18 protein-coding genes are annotated in these 15,245 nt (G+C 68.9%); 11 read left to right on the top strand and 7 right to left on the bottom strand.

Going from position 1 to position 15,245, the window contains the following annotated elements; genetic code table 11:
- Positions 1-7: 7 nt before the first annotated feature.
- Entirely contained in the window at positions 8-355 is a 348-nt protein-coding gene (locus ACWEOI_RS30910; RefSeq protein ID WP_452361857.1) for a hypothetical protein, read from the bottom strand.
- Positions 356-668: 313 nt separating this feature from the next.
- On the opposite strand from ACWEOI_RS30910, the gene ACWEOI_RS30905 reads away from it, so the two are divergent.
- The 4 genes from ACWEOI_RS30905 (at position 669) to gcvT (ending at position 4,274) form a co-directional block, all read left to right on the top strand.
- The gene (locus tag ACWEOI_RS30905) at positions 669-1,292 is read left to right on the top strand and encodes a hypothetical protein (protein ID WP_433666901.1); all 624 of its coding nucleotides are present in this window, start codon (positions 669-671) and stop codon (positions 1,290-1,292) included.
- A gap of 244 nt (positions 1,293-1,536) precedes the next feature.
- Entirely contained in the window at positions 1,537-2,076 is a 540-nt protein-coding gene (locus ACWEOI_RS30900; protein ID WP_433666900.1) for a hypothetical protein, read from the top strand.
- A gap of 2 nt (positions 2,077-2,078) precedes the next feature.
- Positions 2,079-3,164 carry an exonuclease domain-containing protein gene (locus ACWEOI_RS30895; protein WP_452361856.1) on the top strand — a complete coding sequence of 362 codons (1,086 nt, stop codon included), beginning with the start codon at positions 2,079-2,081 and terminating at the stop codon, positions 3,162-3,164.
- A gap of 9 nt (positions 3,165-3,173) precedes the next feature.
- Positions 3,174-4,274 (top strand): glycine cleavage system aminomethyltransferase GcvT, encoded by a 1,101-nt coding sequence (gcvT, locus tag ACWEOI_RS30890; protein ID WP_452361855.1) that lies wholly within the window; start codon positions 3,174-3,176, stop codon positions 4,272-4,274.
- A gap of 78 nt (positions 4,275-4,352) precedes the next feature.
- On the opposite strand, the gene ACWEOI_RS30885 is transcribed toward gcvT, so the two are convergent.
- Entirely contained in the window at positions 4,353-5,123 is a 771-nt protein-coding gene (locus tag ACWEOI_RS30885; protein WP_452361854.1) for a hypothetical protein, read from the bottom strand.
- A gap of 172 nt (positions 5,124-5,295) precedes the next feature.
- Between ACWEOI_RS30885 and ACWEOI_RS30880 the strand changes: the two genes are divergently transcribed.
- Positions 5,296-6,396, top strand: coding sequence for a branched-chain amino acid aminotransferase (locus tag ACWEOI_RS30880; RefSeq protein ID WP_452361853.1), 1,101 nt, complete (start codon positions 5,296-5,298; stop codon positions 6,394-6,396).
- 171 nt (positions 6,397-6,567) lie between these two features.
- On the opposite strand, the gene ACWEOI_RS30875 is transcribed toward ACWEOI_RS30880, so the two are convergent.
- The 3 genes from ACWEOI_RS30875 to ACWEOI_RS30865 all read right to left on the bottom strand — a co-directional run bounded on the left by ACWEOI_RS30875 (position 6,568) and on the right by ACWEOI_RS30865 (position 8,840).
- Positions 6,568-7,281 carry an MBL fold metallo-hydrolase gene (locus ACWEOI_RS30875; protein WP_452361852.1) on the bottom strand — a complete coding sequence of 238 codons (714 nt, stop codon included), beginning with the start codon at positions 7,279-7,281 and terminating at the stop codon, positions 6,568-6,570.
- Positions 7,282-7,390: 109 nt separating this feature from the next.
- Positions 7,391-8,362: a carbohydrate kinase family protein gene (locus ACWEOI_RS30870; protein ID WP_452361851.1), complete on the bottom strand. Its 972-nt coding sequence runs from the start codon at positions 8,360-8,362 to the stop codon at positions 7,391-7,393.
- 127 nt (positions 8,363-8,489) lie between these two features.
- Positions 8,490-8,840 (bottom strand): HesB/IscA family protein, encoded by a 351-nt coding sequence (locus ACWEOI_RS30865; protein WP_040815950.1) that lies wholly within the window; start codon positions 8,838-8,840, stop codon positions 8,490-8,492.
- Between the two features lie 323 nt (positions 8,841-9,163).
- On the opposite strand from ACWEOI_RS30865, the gene ACWEOI_RS30860 reads away from it, so the two are divergent.
- Positions 9,164-9,811 (top strand): DUF3043 domain-containing protein, encoded by a 648-nt coding sequence (locus ACWEOI_RS30860; RefSeq protein ID WP_433666893.1) that lies wholly within the window; start codon positions 9,164-9,166, stop codon positions 9,809-9,811.
- 3 nt (positions 9,812-9,814) lie between these two features.
- Here the strand turns inward: ACWEOI_RS30860 and ACWEOI_RS30855 are convergent, their stop codons facing one another.
- Both ACWEOI_RS30855 and ACWEOI_RS30850 read right to left on the bottom strand, forming a co-directional pair.
- Positions 9,815-10,045, bottom strand: a complete 231-nt coding sequence (locus ACWEOI_RS30855) for a hypothetical protein (protein ID WP_452361850.1) — start codon at positions 10,043-10,045, stop codon at positions 9,815-9,817.
- Positions 10,042-10,164 carry a hypothetical protein gene (locus ACWEOI_RS30850; RefSeq protein WP_433666891.1) on the bottom strand — a complete coding sequence of 41 codons (123 nt, stop codon included), beginning with the start codon at positions 10,162-10,164 and terminating at the stop codon, positions 10,042-10,044. The genes ACWEOI_RS30855 and ACWEOI_RS30850 overlap by 4 nt, the downstream gene beginning before the upstream one ends.
- Positions 10,165-10,250: 86 nt before the next feature.
- Here ACWEOI_RS30850 and ACWEOI_RS30845 point away from each other — a divergent pair, with 86 nt between their 5' ends.
- From ACWEOI_RS30845 to ACWEOI_RS30825, 5 genes are all read left to right on the top strand, one after another.
- Positions 10,251-11,219 (top strand): helix-turn-helix domain-containing protein, encoded by a 969-nt coding sequence (locus tag ACWEOI_RS30845; RefSeq protein WP_452361849.1) that lies wholly within the window; start codon positions 10,251-10,253, stop codon positions 11,217-11,219.
- Positions 11,220-11,248: 29 nt separating this feature from the next.
- Positions 11,249-11,521, top strand: a complete 273-nt coding sequence (locus tag ACWEOI_RS30840; protein WP_433666889.1) for a hypothetical protein — start codon at positions 11,249-11,251, stop codon at positions 11,519-11,521.
- A gap of 65 nt (positions 11,522-11,586) precedes the next feature.
- Positions 11,587-13,539 (top strand): nicotinate-nucleotide--dimethylbenzimidazole phosphoribosyltransferase, encoded by a 1,953-nt coding sequence (gene cobT, locus ACWEOI_RS30835; RefSeq protein ID WP_452361848.1) that lies wholly within the window; start codon positions 11,587-11,589, stop codon positions 13,537-13,539.
- A 3-nt stretch (positions 13,540-13,542) separates the two neighbouring features.
- A complete protein-coding gene (locus tag ACWEOI_RS30830; protein ID WP_452361847.1) occupies positions 13,543-14,289 on the top strand; it encodes an adenosylcobinamide-GDP ribazoletransferase in 747 nt (248 codons plus the stop codon).
- A 146-nt stretch (positions 14,290-14,435) separates the two neighbouring features.
- On the top strand, positions 14,436-15,239 hold the full coding sequence (locus ACWEOI_RS30825) for a bestrophin-like domain (protein WP_452361846.1): 804 nt from the start codon (positions 14,436-14,438) through the stop codon (positions 15,237-15,239).
- Positions 15,240-15,245: the final 6 nt, after the last annotated feature.

Here is a 15,245-nt window from a genome sequence, read left to right as displayed (position 1 = left end):
GATTCGGCTACAGCTTCTCGAGTTCGCCGACCAGGGTGATGATCAGCGACGTGTGTTGATCCGGATTCGGTGCAAACACGCGCGCCGTCGGCGTTTGCCCGGCCCCGTAGTACAGCGACACCGGGGTGGTGAGGTAACCGAGGTCGGGGTGGAACTTGGTCACGAAGTACGACACCCCCGCACCCTCGAGGACAATGACGTCGGAGACCTGGCCGAGTTGTGCGGAAACGCTGGTGAGATGCAATCGCTTCCCGGCGGGAACCGTTGGAAACGTGAACTGGCATTGTGATCCGGGGCAGGTCGACGAATCGGCGACGGACGCCTCTGCCTGATAGGGCTCGATCGAGCTTGCCATCTGCGAGATCCTCACTGTGCGATCGACGGTGGTCGATATCCGACCTCGGCAATGGCTTGTGGGAGCGGCCAACGGGTAAATGATACGACCGCGCCACCCGGACATGCCTCGAATACGCCGTGCGCGGCAATCCTCGGCGAGGTCACAACCTGGCTGCCGAGTAAAGCCCCTTGGTTCTGGGGTCATGGCCGGTGAGGCCGTTCGATTGCTGCGAAATAGCCATCGGCTATTGCTCTGGTGATCAGGAGGGGGCACTGTGAAGTGTGCCGGTGGCGCCACCGGGCGCTGCCTCTGTGGAGAAAGGAGGTGGGTCGTGTACGCACGGTCTACCACGCTTCAGGCGCAATTATCTGCTTTGGAATCCGGGATCGCGCATGTGCGGGACGAGGTCATGCCGGGGATTGAGGGGATTCCCGGGTGTGTCGGGCTTTCGTTGCTGGTCGATCGGCATACGGGCCGGTGCATTGTGACGAGTTCGTGGGAAACCGAGGAGGCGATGCGGGCGAGTGCTGGGCCGGTGATGGCGATTCGCGATCGGGCGGCGGCGGTATTCGGTGGGAGTCCGATGGTCGAGGAATGGGAGATCGCGGTCATGCATCGGGCGCATATGACGCCGGAAGGTGCGTGTGCGCGGGTTACCTGGGTGAAGACTGATCCCAGCAGGATCGACAGTGCGATCGACGTGTATCGGGGGCATACGTTGCCCGGTATGGAACAGCAGCTCGATGGATTTTGCAGTGCGAGCCTGATGGTGAACAGGGCGTCGGGGCGTGCTGTCTCGTGCAGTGTGTACGACAGTGCCGAGGCGATGGAACGCAATCGGATGGCGTCGGCCGCGTTGCGGGTGGATGCCGCTCGGCAGGCGCGCGTCGAGGCTGTCGACGTTCGCGAATTCGAGCTGGCCTTGGCTCATTTGCGGGTTCCCGAACTGGTTTGACCTCGGGCTCGAGTTGGCGGAACGGCTCATTCATCGAGGCACGGCCGCAGGGTGCGGCCGTGCCTCGGTCGGCAGGTGGCGAGTCGGGCATTGATGCTTCGGCCGCAGGGGTGGGTTGCGTAGTGGAACACCGGTCGGTCGGAATTGTTTGGCTCCGTTGATGATTCGCGTGGGGTTCGCGGAAATCTGTCGGCGGGATGCTCTAACGTAGCGCGGTACCTGTTCGCCACGACCGTGGAGCGTTATGGCTGCCCCCTCCGACCTTCATTCCCTTGCGGTGCTCGGCGCGGCCGGGGAACGGATGGTCATCTGGCATGTGAATGTGGGCGCGGCGGTGGGGGAGTCGCGGCTATCGGGCGCTTGGGTGCTGGATCGGTCGTGTGTGGCGGAGATCGAGAGTCTCACGAGCGGATATCCCGTCGCGATGGCGAAGGGCAGCGACCCGGATGCCGTAAACGTGCGGATTGTCGATATCGACGCGACCGTTGAAACCGTTCGTGCGGCAGTCGAATCCGCGGATGCGCGATTCACCGAGCATCAGGACGCGGGTGGAAAGCTGACCCGGCCGCAGTGGCCGGTGATCGCGGCGGCCGGTGGCGTGCCGTTGACGCGGTACCAGGTCGACGTGGTGGACGACCACATTCGGCCGGTGCTCACTCTCGCGCGGGAGGTCGCGGAATTGGCTGATGCCTGGGCGGCATTCGAGTCGCTGCGGCTGGCTCGGTCGTTCCTGGTCGAGCTCGGCGGGCCCGAGGCGCGGTCGCTGCCGCTCGCGGTGCGGTGAGCATGGCGGGACTTTCGTTCGCCGCCATCGATGTCGAGTCCGCCAACTCCTCACGGGGCAGTATCTGCGCTGTGGGAGTCACCGTCGTGCGGGACGGTCGTCGCGCCGAGGACGCGTCGTGGCTGTGCCGGCCGCCCGCGGGGCTCGACTTCTTCAACTGGCACAACATTCGCGTGCACGGGATCTCGGCGGCGATGGTCGCCGACAAACCCGAGTTCGCGCACCGGTGGCCGGAAGTAGTGAGCCTCATCGGCGACCTTCCTGTCATCGCGCACAATGCGGGGTTCGACAGTGGTGCGATCCGGGAAGCCTGCGCCCGCAGCGGTATTCACCCGCCCAGCTGGACCTACAGCTGCAGCCTCGCCCTGGCCCGCCGCCACCTCGCTCTCGACAGCTATCGACTGCCGCACGTCGCCGACGCCCTGGGCATCGACTTCACCAACCACCACGATGCGGCAGCAGACGCCGCCGCGGCCGCCGACATCGTGATCGCCCTGGCAAATCGGGCGGGCACCGATTCCCTCGCGGCTCTCGAACGCATGGTCGTCGACCGGCCGCTGCGGACGGAACGGAAACCTCGGCCCCTGCGGACCGAGCCCGTCGCCGCCGAGCGTGGGCCTCGCCGATCCTGGTTCGCCCGTGAGGAACTGGTGCTGCCTACTGTCACCGGCACCGACCCATCCCACCCGCTGTACGGCGAGACCATCGTCTTCACCGGCGATCTCGCGGCCATGACACGCCAGCAAGCTTGGGACGCCATCGCCGCGTGCGGGGCGACTCCCGCCCGCAACGTCACCAGGCGTACGACCGGGCTCGTGATCGGTGACGGCTTCCGCGGCGCTGATGTGTCCGCGTTCACGACGAGCAAGGCGCGGCGGGTCGCCGAACTGCGGATACGAGGGCAGCGGATCGAGGTCATGGATGAGGCGGCGTTCGTCGCGAGCCTCGGCGCGCGGTCCGGCCCGGCAGCGGCGGCAATCTTCGAACCCCCGGCGGTGGTCGCGATCGGGTCCGAGTCGCTGACCGGTGGTGATCCGGCGTTGCAGGCGGTCGGTTCCGATGTCACCCGGCTATCGGCAGACGGATAAACTGCCACGGTGACCGACGAGAAACTGCTGCAGGGACCCATTCACGCCGTCCATGTCGAGCTGGGCGCCACCTTCGCTCCGTTCGGGGGGTGGGAGATGCCGGTTTCGTACGCGGGGACGGTCGGTGAGCACACCGCCGTGCGGACCACGGTCGGACTGTTCGATGTCAGTCATCTGGGCAAGGCGACGGTCAAGGGCGCGGGAGCGGCGGCCTTCGTGAACTCGGCGCTGACCAATGACCTGAACCGGATTCGGCCCGGCAAGGCGCAGTACACGCTGTGCTGCACGCCCGAAGGCGGCGTGATCGACGACCTCATCGCCTACTACGTGAGCGACGACGAGATCTTCCTGGTGCCCAATGCCGCGAACACCGCTGCCGTGGTGGCTGAGATGCAGAAGGTCGCGCCGGAGGGGATCACCGTCACCGACGAGCACCGCGGGTACGCCGTGTTCGCGGTGCAGGGGCCGCGGTCGGCGGAGGTGCTGGCCAAGCTGGGGCTGCCCACCGACATGGAGTACATGGCCTACGAGGACGCCGAGTGGGACGGTCGCCCGATTCGGGTGTGCCGCACCGGGTACACCGGCGAGCACGGTTACGAGCTGCTGCCCAAGTGGGACGACGCCGAGGCCGTGTTCCGGGCGCTGACCAGCGAGGTGCAGGCGGCCGGTGGCCAGCCCGCCGGACTGGGCGCGCGTGACACGCTGCGCACCGAGATGGGTTACCCGCTGCACGGACACGAACTGTCCGTGGACATTTCGCCGCTGCAGGCGCGCACCGGCTGGGCGGTCGGCTGGAAGAAGCCGGAATTCTGGGGCAAGGAAGCCCTCGACGCCGAGAAGGCCGCCGGTCCGCGCCGAACCCTGCTGGGGCTCAAGGCGATCGACAAGGGCGTGCTGCGCCAGGGCCAGGCCGTGATGGGCGGTGACGAGAAGGTCGGCGAAACCACCTCCGGCACCTTCTCACCCACCCTCAAGGTCGGCATCGCGCTGGCGCTGCTCGACACCGCCGCGGGCCTCGAGCCCGGCGACCAGGTCGAGGTCGACGTCCGCGGCCGCCGCCTCCGCTGCGAGGTCATCCGCCCGCCGTTCGTCGAAACCCGCACTGCCTGACGGAGCTTCGCTCGCAACGATGAACGCCGCAGTCGAGACGACCGACTGTGGCGTTCATCGTTCGGTGTCCAGGTGAACTCAGCCGCACCAGGTGCCGACGACTTCGTTGTCCTGCTTGCAGTCCGCGAGGGCCAGGCCTGCCGGGCGGAGGGTGGTGTACATCTGGTGGAGGGTGTCGTCGGTGACCGCGCCGTCGACGTTCTGGTCGGCGTAGATGACCATGACCACGGACTGGCCCTTGTTGCCGGGGACGGCGATGGTGTGGACGACTGAGACAGCGGGGTGGGAGCAGTCGTTCGGGCCGGGGTTGGCGAGGGTGGCGGTTATGTGGGCGGCGGGTTTGCCTTGGATGGTGAGGGTTTCGGCGGGGGAGAGGGTGTAGGTGGAGTTGGGGCGGTCGTCGTTGGAGGCCACGACCTTGGCCCAGCTGCCGGCGACGTCCTTGGCGGCGGCCGCGGGGTCGCCCAGTTTGGAGCCGGTCACGCCTGCGAGGGCCTTGGTGTGATGGCCGTCGCAGGACTTGGGTTGCCATTCGGCGGCGCCACTCATGACCACGCGGCCGCCGCCGCCCTCGTAGCCGACGATGGTGGTCGGGGTGGGGACGGTCCAGTCCGCCGGTGCGTCGTAGGCGGCGTTGCGGTTGATGGAGTAGGCGGTCTGCCAGCCGGGGGTCAGGGCGGCGATCTGCTGTTTCGGGACGCCGGTCGTGGTGGTGGTCGTCGGCGCGGTGGTGTGGGTGGCGGTGTCCTGGGGGCCGTAGTCGTCCGCGGGGAGAGCCGTTCCGGGGATGGTGTGGGCGGGGACGAGGGCCGCGGCGGCGAGGATGGCGACCAGGCCCAGCGCGCTCACGGCGATCAATGCGATGACCAGGGGACGGTTCGAACGGGGCGGCTGCGCTGGCGGAGGCTCCGGATACACGTCGTCCACCCTATCCAGCGGCCGCGTCGACGGCGGGATGCTGAACGGTCCGCAAGGGTAGCCCGAACCGGCGTGTCGTGGGCGGCGAATTAGACTCCCGGTCATGACACTTGCCGCGCAGTTCACCCGTGTCCCGCATCCCGCGCCCGTTCCGGCGCAGCGGCGGCAGGAGATTCTCGCGGAGCCCGGGTTCGGGCGGTACTTCACCGATCACATGGTGTCGCTGGATTATGTGGACGGACAGTGGACCAACGGCCGCGTCGAGCCCTACGGGCCGATGGCCATGGACCCGGCCACCATGGTGTTCCACTACGGCCAGGCCATCTTCGAGGGTCTCAAGGCGTACCGGCAGGCCGACGGCTCCATCGCGACCTTCCGCGTCGACGCCAATGCCGCGCGTTTCCGCCGGTCGGCGGCCCGCATGGCGATGGCGCAGCTGCCCGAGGAGCTGTTCGTCGAGTCGATCCGCCAGTTGCTCGAGGTCGACGGCGACTGGGTGCCCGCCGCGGGCGGCGAGGACGCGCTGTACCTGCGGCCGTTCATGTTCTCCACCGAGGTCGGCCTGGGCGTGAAGCCCGCCTCCGCCTACAAGTACCTGCTGCTCGGCGGCCCGGCCGGCGCGTACTTCCCGCGCGGGCTGAAGCCGGTCAAGGTGTGGCTGTCCACCGAGTTCGTGCGCGCCGCTCCCGGCGGCACCGGCGAGGCCAAGGTGGCGGGCAACTACGCCGCCTCGCTGCTCGCCCAGCAGCAGGCCTCGGAGAAGGGCTGCGACCAGGTGGTGTGGCTGGACGCGTGTGAGCACCGCTACGTCGAGGAGATGGGCACCAACAACCTGTTCTTCGTCTTCGGCAGCGGCTCCGACGCGCGGCTGGTGACGCCGGAACTGTCCGGCTCGCTGCTGCCCGGCATCACCCGCGACTCGCTGATCACCCTGGCCGCCGACTCCGGCTACAAGGTGGAGGAGCGCAAGATCTCCGTGGAGGAATGGCGCAAGGGCGTCGAATCCGGTGAGATCACCGAGGTTTTCGGCTGCGGCACCGCGGCCGTCGTCATCCCTGTCGGTTCGGTCCGCTCCGCGGAAGGCGAATTCACCATCGGCACCGGCGAACCCGGCGAGGTCACCATGGCCCTGCGCGACACGCTGACCGGCATCCAGCGCGGCACCTTCGCCGACAGCCACGGCTGGCTACGCACGATGGCATAGCCTCCCACAAGCGAAACACGACCGCCCCGAAAGAGTTTCGGGGCGGTCGTGCTGTATCGAGGGGTGGTCGGCCGCGTCCGCCGGACGAACGCGACCGGGCCGCAAGCAGCCCGGCAGCCGATGCGCTCGTTGTCGCGATCGGGCTGCTGCGAGCGCCTCGGCGGGATGTCGTCAGCTGGGCATGAACATGTGCCACTGTTCGAGGGTCTGGGGGCGCATGACGTAGTTGTGGTCGCGGATGTGGGACAGCGACGCGCTGGGCTCCTCCGAGTACCAGTGGCCCGGGAAGACCGTCGGGTTGGACTTCAGGTCCGCGAGGTAGCGGAGGCTGCGGAACATGGCGTCGGAGTCGCCGCCGGGGAAGTCGGTGCGGCCGCAGCCGTCGACGAAGAGGGTGTCACCGGCGATGAGGCGGTCCTCGAAGAGGAAGCACTGGCTGCCGGGAGTGTGGCCCGGGGTATGCAGGAGTTCGATCTCGAAGCCGCCGACCGCGACCTTGTCGCCGTGCGAGTGACCGGTGAGCTCGGAGGGGGCGATGCCGGTGACATTGGCCACCCACGGCAGTTCCTCGGCATTGACGTGGACCGCCACGTCGGTCTTCTCCAGGAGTTCCTTCACGCCGCGCAGGGTGAAGCCCATCATCGAGCCGCCGACGTGGTCGGGGTGGTGGTGGGTGGCCAGGACTCCGGTGAGCCGCATGTCGTCCGCCTCGGCGATCTCCACCAGCTGGGCCGCCTCGTAGGCGGGGTCGACGACCACGCATTCGCCGGTATCCCGATCACCGATCAGGTAGGCGAAGTTGCGCATCTGGGTGGCGATCGGGTCGCCCACGGCCCAGTCGCGGCCGGAGAGCAACTGGCGGAAGTACAAACGGTCGGAGGCCATGTCCCTCAGCATATTGCGGGACCCGGCGGCATATTGCGGGCAGGGCGTCCGGTTTTGCGGGTCCGGCAGTACGCCGGTACCCGGCCGGAGCCGGGCACCGGGACTCGCGTCAGCGCAGGATCGGCTCGATCTCGTTCGCGGCCTCGGCGCCGTAGGCCTCGCGCAGGCGCTTCATCGCCACGTCGTGGTCCAGGGTCCAGTCCTGCGGCCCAACGGTTTCCAGCACGTGCACCGCGACCAGCGAACCCAGCTGGGCCGAGCGCTCCAGCGACAGGCCCGCGGAACGGCCGGTCAGGAAGCCCGCGCGGAAGCCGTCGCCGACGCCGGTCGGGTCCTCCTTGGCCATGTCGGGGACCACGTCCACGAACAGCTCGGAGCCGTCGCGGTCGACGATCTTGGCGCCCTTCGAGCCCAGGGTGGTGATGCGGATGCCCACGCGCTCAGCGACTTCGGCTTCGGACAGGCCGGTCTTCTGGAGCAGGATGCCCCACTCGTACTCGTTGGTGAACAGGTAGTCGGCGCCGTCGATCAGGCGCTGGATGGTCTCGCCGTCGAGGAAGGCCAGCTGCTGGGAGGGGTCGGCGGCGAAGGGGATTCCGGCGGCGCGGCACTGATCGGTGTGGGCCAGCATGGCTTCCGGATCGTCGGCGCCGATCAGCACCAGCTCCAGTTCGCGGCCGGCGGCCAGCTCGGTGATGTCGATCTCGCGGGCCTCGGCCATGGCGCCGGGGTAGAAGGACGCGATCTGCGCCATGGTCTCGTCGGTGGTGCAGACGAAGCGCGCGGTGTGCGCGGTCGCGGACACCCGGACCGCGGAGCAGTCGACGCCGTTGTCCTCCAGCCACTTCCGGTAGTCGCCCCAGTCCTGGCCGACCGCGCCGACCAGCAGCGGGGTGCGGCCCAGTACGCCCATGGCGTAGCTGATGTTGCCGGCGACGCCGCCCTTGCGGATCACCAGATCATCGACGAGGAAGCTGAGCGAAACATGCTGCAGCTGATCGGCCAGCAGCACATCGGAGAACTTGCCCGGAAAGCGCATGAGGTGATCGGTCGCGATGGACGCGGACACGGCGATGGTCACGGGTGGATCCTTCGAGTGGGGGAGGCGGCCGACAGTGGTCCGCACCTACGAAAATAACCGGACACGCGACAGCGCGGAACATCCTGGAAGATGTTCCGCGCTGCGCGGTGCTAACTCGGGAGCTAGCTCAGTTGAAGCTGTCGCCGCAGGCACAGGAGCCGGTGGCGTTCGGGTTGTCGATGGTGAAACCCTGCTTCTCGATGGTGTCGACGAAGTCGATCGAGGCGCCCTGGATGTAGGGGGCGCTCATGCGGTCGACCGCGAGCTTCACGCCGTTGAACTCCACGACCAGGTCGCCGTCGAGGGTGCGGTCGTCGAAGAAGAGCTGGTAGCGCAGGCCCGCGCAGCCACCGGGCTGAACCGCGATGCGAAGGGCGAGGTCGTCGCGGCCTTCCTGGTCCAGCAGCGCCTTCGCCTTGAGGGCGGCGGCCTCGGTCAGAGTCGCACCATGGGTGGTGGTCTCGTTCTCAACAGTCATGAACTCTCCTAAGGGACCCATTTGTGGTGGCGTGTGGGCCAGCCCGTGAGGGTATGGCTCGAAGCCTGTCAACACCCGTCGGCGGGCGACTATTCCCTATCCTACGCGGCGCTTATCCAGCGGAACGGTCAGGCTGCGTCGTCGCTGACAAATAGCTCCTGGGGGTGTGCCGAGGTGACAACTGATTTCGGGTGGCGAGGGTAACTCGCCGGGGACGTCCAGAATCGGGTTGGCTCTCGACCGCCGGCCCGCATGCGGGTCGGCAAACGGCTCTCAGCTGGGCGCTGAAGTTTCGGAGAGGCGGGATTGTTAGCCTGGTCGGCGTGAAGTTCCTGCGCCGTGGCGAGTCCACCCCCACCTCCGACAGCACCAGCACCGACGCCGGTGCCGCGGTGGCGGACACGACCGTCACCCTGGGTAAAGGGCGTCCGACCCCGTCGCGCCGCGAGGCGCAGGGTCGCCGCCGCGGTCCGGTCGCGCCCGCGCCCAAGACCGCCAAGGAGGCCCGGGCCCGCCGCAAGGCGCTGCGCGGCACCAAGGAGGAGCGCAAGGCGTCCTCGGCCGAGCGTCGCGCCGACGTCAACAACCGCCGCGCCCGCATGCTCGCCGGTGACGAGCAGTACCTGCTCCCGCGCGACAAGGGCCCGGTCAAGAAGTACGTGCGCGACATCGTCGACGCCCGCCGCAACCTGCTCGGCCTGTTCATGCCGCTGGCGCTGGTGCTGATCCTGAGCATGATCCTCTCGCCCGCGCTGCAGGCGATCGTGACGCTGGCCATGCTGGTGATGATGCTGTTCATGATCATCGAGGGCGTGGTGCTCGGTCGGATCGTGAGCAACCGGGTCCGGGAGCGCTTCCCGGACAGCACCGATTCCGCCTTCTCGCTGGGCTGGTACGCCTTCGTGCGCGCCTCGCAGGTGCGGCGCATGCGCGCGCCGAAGCCGCAGGTGAGCCCGGGCGACGCGATCTAGCGATCAGTTCTGCTCTCGGTAGGCCGAGAGCGCCCGCAATTCCAGGGCGACGCGGGCGTGGTCCCGATCGACCACGTTCGTCGAGCCCGCGAATTCCCAGGTGTTGTCGCGGTGCAGCGGGACCGCGCGGCTGGCCGCGGCGAACAGGGCGGTGATCCGGCGGACGGCGAGGCCGGCGCGGGAGGTGGCGGTCGCGGAGCGGTAGTGGCCGTGTCCGGAGGTGATGGCGGTCATGCGCGGGCCTCTTCCTCGTCGAGGTGTGCGGTGGTCTCTGCGGCCATGAGGCCGAAGGTCAGGGTGCCGAGCGCGGTGATCGCGGTTCCGGCTGCGACGATTGCGGACAGTGCATCCATGGCAGTAAGTTTTCAGTAGGGAACTTTCGGCCAACAGTGGCTGTTCTGACATAGTTCGCAAATATCCGGCCAGATGGGATCGCGACATGCTCTCCAAGGTCGCCGTCGTACTCAACGACAACCTCGCCATGTTCGAATTCGGCGTGGTCTGTGAGGTTTTCGGGCTCGACCGGACCGCGCAGGGCCTGCCCCTCTTCGACTTCCGGGTCTGCGGGCTCGAACCGGGGAAACCGCTGAAGTCCAGCTCGCCGGGCATCCACGTCACGCCCGATTACGGGCTCGAGGAACTGCGCGACGCGGATCTGGTTGCCATTCCGGCCTTTCCGATCCGCGACGGCAAGGCGAAGATCGACGCCCGGGTCATCGACGCCGTGCGCGACGCCGCCGTGGCCGGGGCCACCGTGCTGACCGTGTGCTCGGGCGCGTTCCTGGCGGGCGCGGCCGGACTGCTCGACGGGCGCAAATGCACCACCCACTGGGGTTATGTCGACCTGCTGGCCGAACAGTTCCCACTCGCCACCGTCGACCCGGACGTGCTGTTCGTCGACGAGGGCAATCTCATCACCAGCGCGGGCACCGCGGCCGGCATCGACGCCTGCCTGCACCTGGTACGCCGTGAACTGGGCAGCAGCGTCGCCAATGCCATCGCCCGGCGCATGGTGGTGCCGCCGCAGCGCGACGGCGGACAGCGGCAGTTCATCGAGCGGCCGGTCGTGGCCTGCGAATCCGAGGGGCTCAGCGAGACGCTGCACTGGATGGGCGAGCATCTGGACCTGCCGCATTCGGTGGAGTCACTGGCGGCGCGCAGTTCCATGTCGACGCGCACTTTCGCACGGCGCTTCGCCGCCGAGACCGGGACCACGCCAGTGAAATGGCTGACCGGGCAGCGGGTACTGCTGGCCAAACAGCTGCTGGAGGACACCGACCTGGACCTCGAATCGCTGTCCCACCGTTGCGGATTCGGGTCGGGGGCGCTGTTGCGGCACCACTTCCAGCGGTTGGTGGGGATCGCGCCCGTGGAGTACCGGCGGCGATTCGGATCCAGGGTCTCCTGAGCGGGCTCGAGCCGTTACGATGCGCACTCATGCGGTGGGCAGTGATGATCGCGGCGGTGCCGCTGGCGGTGGCGGCGGTTTCGGCGACGGCGGGATGCACGGATCCGCGCACCGCGGTGGGGGAGTGCATCGTCGGCGGTGCGACGAGTAACCACGACAAGCTGGTGGCCTGCTCCAAGCAGCACGACGGCAAGATCATCGCCAGCGTGGCGCACGGCTCGGACTGCCCGCAGGGGACCGATTGGTCGTACACGGCCAAGGACCTGAAGGTGCAGTGCGTGCACAACGAGAAGAACCACTGACTCCCGCACCCGGGATGGCCGTGCCTACTCGGCCGGAGCACGGGCACAGTTGATACCGTGCTGACGTGTCGCACAGTGCTCAGACAACCGATCGGCCGCTGCGGACCCTGGTGCTCGGTGGCGCCCGGTCCGGCAAGTCGGCCTTCGCGGAACAGCTCGTCGCGTCGGAGGCGGTGCGGTACGTGGCCACCGCCGCGGTCGACCCCGCCGACGCCGACTTCGCCGAACGCATTGCGGCGCACCGGGCCCGGCGGCCCGCGAGCTGGACCATCGTGGAGGGCGATCCGATCGCCGCGCTGGGCGAGCCCGCCGCCGCCACCCTCGTCGACGACCTCGGCACCTGGCTGACCGGGCGCATCGACGCCCGCGCCGCCTGGGAATCGCCGCGCGGCACCATCGGGCCGGACATCGACGCGCTCGTCGCCGCCGTCTCCGGCTACGCGCAGCGGTTGATAATCGTCAGCCCCGAGGTGGGGCTCGGCGTCATTCCCGCCACCGCCTCCGGGCGGCTGTTCCGTGACGAGATCGGAACGCTGAACCAGCGCCTCGCCGAGGTGTGCGACGAGGTCTTCCTCGTGGTCGCGGGGCAGCCGGTGCGGGTCAAGCCCGACCGCGCGGTCGTCTCCGGCGCCGCGCTGTCGGATGCGACCGGTGCGGATTCATCGCTCACGGTGGCGACTTCGATCGATGCCTCCGATGGCGGAGCGGATCAGGTTGCGGTGGCGTCGGTTTCGGCGGCCGCCGTGGCGCAGGCCGCCACCGACGGCGGATCGGGCCGACCGGACGGCTCGGGTGCCGACGTCGAAAGTGGAACCGCCGGTGCCGAACTCGGCTCGGCGACCGCCGATTCCGCGGCCGCCGCCGGGGTGGGCGTCGCGTCCGCCGACGGCGAGACGGGTGGAGAGTCGCTGGCTGACGGCGCGCAGAGCGCCCCAGTGCTCACCAAGCCCGCCCGCATCTCGTTCGGTCCTGTGACCGGACCGGATCCGCTGGTGTGGGCCGCCGCCGAGGAGCGGCAGGCGCAATTGACCAAGCCCGCAGGGGCATTGGGCCGACTGGAGAAGCTGGCCAACTGGGTCGCCGCGTGCCAGGGCGTATGCCCGCCCAAGCAGTTCGAGCGGGCCCGCGTCGTGGTGTTCGCCGGGGATCACGGGGTGGCGCAGCACGGCGTGTCCGCGTATCCGAGCGAGGTGACCGGGCAGATGGTCGCCAACTTCCTGCACGGCGGCGCGGCCGTGAATGTGCTGGCGCGCTTGGCCGATGCCAGCGTGCGCGTGGCCGACATCGCCGTCGACGGCGACACCGCGCCGGAGATCTCGCGGCACAAGGTGCGGCGCTCCAGCGGCTCGATCGACCGCGAGGACGCGCTGACCGAGGCCGAGGTGCAGGCGGCGCTCGCGGCCGGCGCGAGCATCGCCGACGAGGAAATCGATTCCGGCGCCGACCTTCTCATCGCCGGCGACATGGGTATCGGCAACACCACGCCCGCCACCGTGCTGATCGCGGCCATCACCGACACCGAGCCGGTGGTGGCGGTCGGCCGCGGCACCGGCGTCGACGACGCGGGCTGGATCCGCAAGACCGCCGCCATCCGCGATGCCATGTGGCGCGCCCGCCCCGTCCTCAAGGACCCGGTCGCCCTGCTGCGCACCGCCTCCGGCGCGGATCTGACCGCCATGGCGGGCTTCCTGGCCCGTGCCGCGGCCCGTCGCACTCCGGTCATCCTCGACGGCGTCGTGGTGACCGCCGCCGCCCTGGTCGCCGACCAGCTCGCCCCTGGCGCCCGCGCCTGGTGGATCGCGGGCCACCGCTCCAGCGAGCCGTCCCACACCATCGCCCTGAAGCGTCTCGACCTCGAGCCGCTCGTCGACATGAACATGCGCCTGGGCGAAGGCTCCGGCGCGGTGGCCGCCCTCCCGCTGCTGCGCGCCGCCGTCGCCACCCTCGGCGAGATGGCCACCTTCGCCGAAGCCGGAGTCAGCACCGCCGACGCCGACGCGGAAGCCGCTGAGGCCTGATCGGTGAACGGGCTTCGGCTGGCGGTGTCCTGGCTGACGGTGCTGCCGGTTCGAGGGCCGGATGAAGTCGACCGGTCGGTTGCTGCCCGGGCGATCGGGTGGGCTCCGGTGGTCGGGGTGTTGCTCGGCGGCGCGGCGGCCGGATTGCTTTGGGGGCTGGGCAAACTCGGGGCCTCGGGGCTGTTGGCCGGGTTTGTCGTGGTGGCCGGGCTCGCGTTGATCACGCGCGGGATGCACGTCGACGGGTTGGCCGACACCATGGATGGGCTCGGGAGCTACGGTCCGCCGGAGCGGGCTCGCGAGATCATGAAGAGTGGCGGAGCGGGGCCGTTCGGGGTGGCGGCGTTGGTGTTCGCCGTTGCCATTCAGGCGATTTCGCTGGGGGTGCTGGCCGAGCAGGGGCGGTGGGCGGCGGTCGTCGTGGCTGTTGCGGTCGGGCGGGTCGCGGTGGTGCTGGCGTGTCGGCGGGGGATCGAGGCGGCGCCGGGGGCCGGGTTCGGCGCGTTGGTGGCGGGGACGCAGGCGCCCGTGGTGGGGGTCGGGTGGAGTGTGATCGCCTGTGGGGCAGCGGTGTTCGTTACCGGGAATGTGTGGCAGGGGCCGGTGGCGGTGGTTGTGGGGCTGGTGGGGGCCATGGTGCTGGTGCGGCATTGTGTGCGGCGATTCGGGGGGTTGAACGGCGATGTGCTCGGCGCCGCACTGGAATTGAGTGTCACTGCGGCCGCAGCGGTATTGTCGCTCGGTCGCTGAGAGTGGACCGGAAAACGCGTCCCGGCCTTGGCGGGGTTGGGATTCGGACACTCGTATAACAGTTCGTCCTCCGTTCGCAATCCGACCGACCCGTGGCCGCGAATACCTTCTGATCGCATGCACCCGGCCGGAAACGGAGTCGCGAAATGCTCGGAATTCTGTTGCAGCTGGGGGTATTGGCACTCTTCGCGGGCATCGCGGTGGGAATCTTCGTGCTGGGGGACCGGGTGCGCCCGAGGTCCTGGCGGCACGGCGACGATTCCGGCGCGGGCTCCATGACCTTGGACATGGTCAATATGTTCTTCGCCGCGATCGTGGCCTTCGTGGTGGTGATCCTGTGGCAGCAGTACGACACCTCGCACGCGCACACGGTCGCCGAGGGCAAGGCGCTGGTGAATGTCTACGAGAGCGCCAACGGCATGCCCGAACAGGACCGCAAGCAGATCCAGGCCCTGGTGACCGCCTACACCAAGCAGGTGATCGGCGACGAGTGGAAGGTGATGGACGAGCAGCGCCGCCTGAGCCCGGCCGCGCAGTCCACCCTGGACGATCTGCGCGAGGCCGTGGACGCCGCGCCCGCCACCGACCCGGACGCCAAGGTCACCCAGGACAAGGCGGCCACCGCGGTCGAGGCGATCACCGACGCCCGCTACGACCGCGGCCTGGATGCGGGGTACCGACTGCCCGGATTCCTTTACGTGGCCCTGTGGTTCGCGACCGGCATGCTGTTGTTCGGCACCGTGTTCTCCGGTGTCGTGGTCACCAAGCGCAGCATCCTGATGACCGGTCTGTTCGGGCTGGTGATCGGCGCGGTCATCGTGGCCGTCTATCAGCTCGATCGGCCCTTCTCCGGCGGCAACCACGTCGCCAAGGACGCCTACGAACTCGCCCTCGCGCGCTTCCAGCACATCGCCGCGGAAACGCCGTCCAGCGGCGGCAGTCCCCGCTGACCGTCG

Source organism: Nocardia sp. NPDC004340, from assembly GCF_053602575.1.
Note: the sequence above shows the minus strand (reverse complement) of the source record. Positions and strands in the feature narration are given on the sequence as shown.

Excerpts from the sequence above, each read along its gene's own strand:
- ACWEOI_RS30865 (WP_040815950.1), bottom strand. The coding sequence starts at position 8,840 with ATGACTGTTGAGAACGAGACCACCACCCATGGTGCGACTCTGACCGAG.
- ACWEOI_RS30910 (WP_452361857.1), bottom strand. The coding sequence starts at position 355 with ATGGCAAGCTCGATCGAGCCCTATCAGGCAGAGGCGTCCGTCGCCGAT.
- ACWEOI_RS30880 (WP_452361853.1), top strand. The coding sequence starts at position 5,296 with ATGACACTTGCCGCGCAGTTCACCCGTGTCCCGCATCCCGCGCCCGTT.
- ACWEOI_RS30900 (WP_433666900.1), top strand. The coding sequence starts at position 1,537 with ATGGCTGCCCCCTCCGACCTTCATTCCCTTGCGGTGCTCGGCGCGGCC.
- ACWEOI_RS30825 (WP_452361846.1), top strand. The coding sequence starts at position 14,436 with ATGCTCGGAATTCTGTTGCAGCTGGGGGTATTGGCACTCTTCGCGGGC.
- ACWEOI_RS30855 (WP_452361850.1), bottom strand. The coding sequence starts at position 10,045 with ATGACCGCCATCACCTCCGGACACGGCCACTACCGCTCCGCGACCGCC.
- ACWEOI_RS30850 (WP_433666891.1), bottom strand. The coding sequence starts at position 10,164 with ATGGATGCACTGTCCGCAATCGTCGCAGCCGGAACCGCGATCACCGCG.
- ACWEOI_RS30845 (WP_452361849.1), top strand. The coding sequence starts at position 10,251 with ATGCTCTCCAAGGTCGCCGTCGTACTCAACGACAACCTCGCCATGTTC.
- ACWEOI_RS30875 (WP_452361852.1), bottom strand. The coding sequence starts at position 7,281 with ATGGCCTCCGACCGTTTGTACTTCCGCCAGTTGCTCTCCGGCCGCGAC.
- ACWEOI_RS30840 (WP_433666889.1), top strand. The coding sequence starts at position 11,249 with ATGCGGTGGGCAGTGATGATCGCGGCGGTGCCGCTGGCGGTGGCGGCG.
- ACWEOI_RS30895 (WP_452361856.1), top strand. The coding sequence starts at position 2,079 with ATGGCGGGACTTTCGTTCGCCGCCATCGATGTCGAGTCCGCCAACTCC.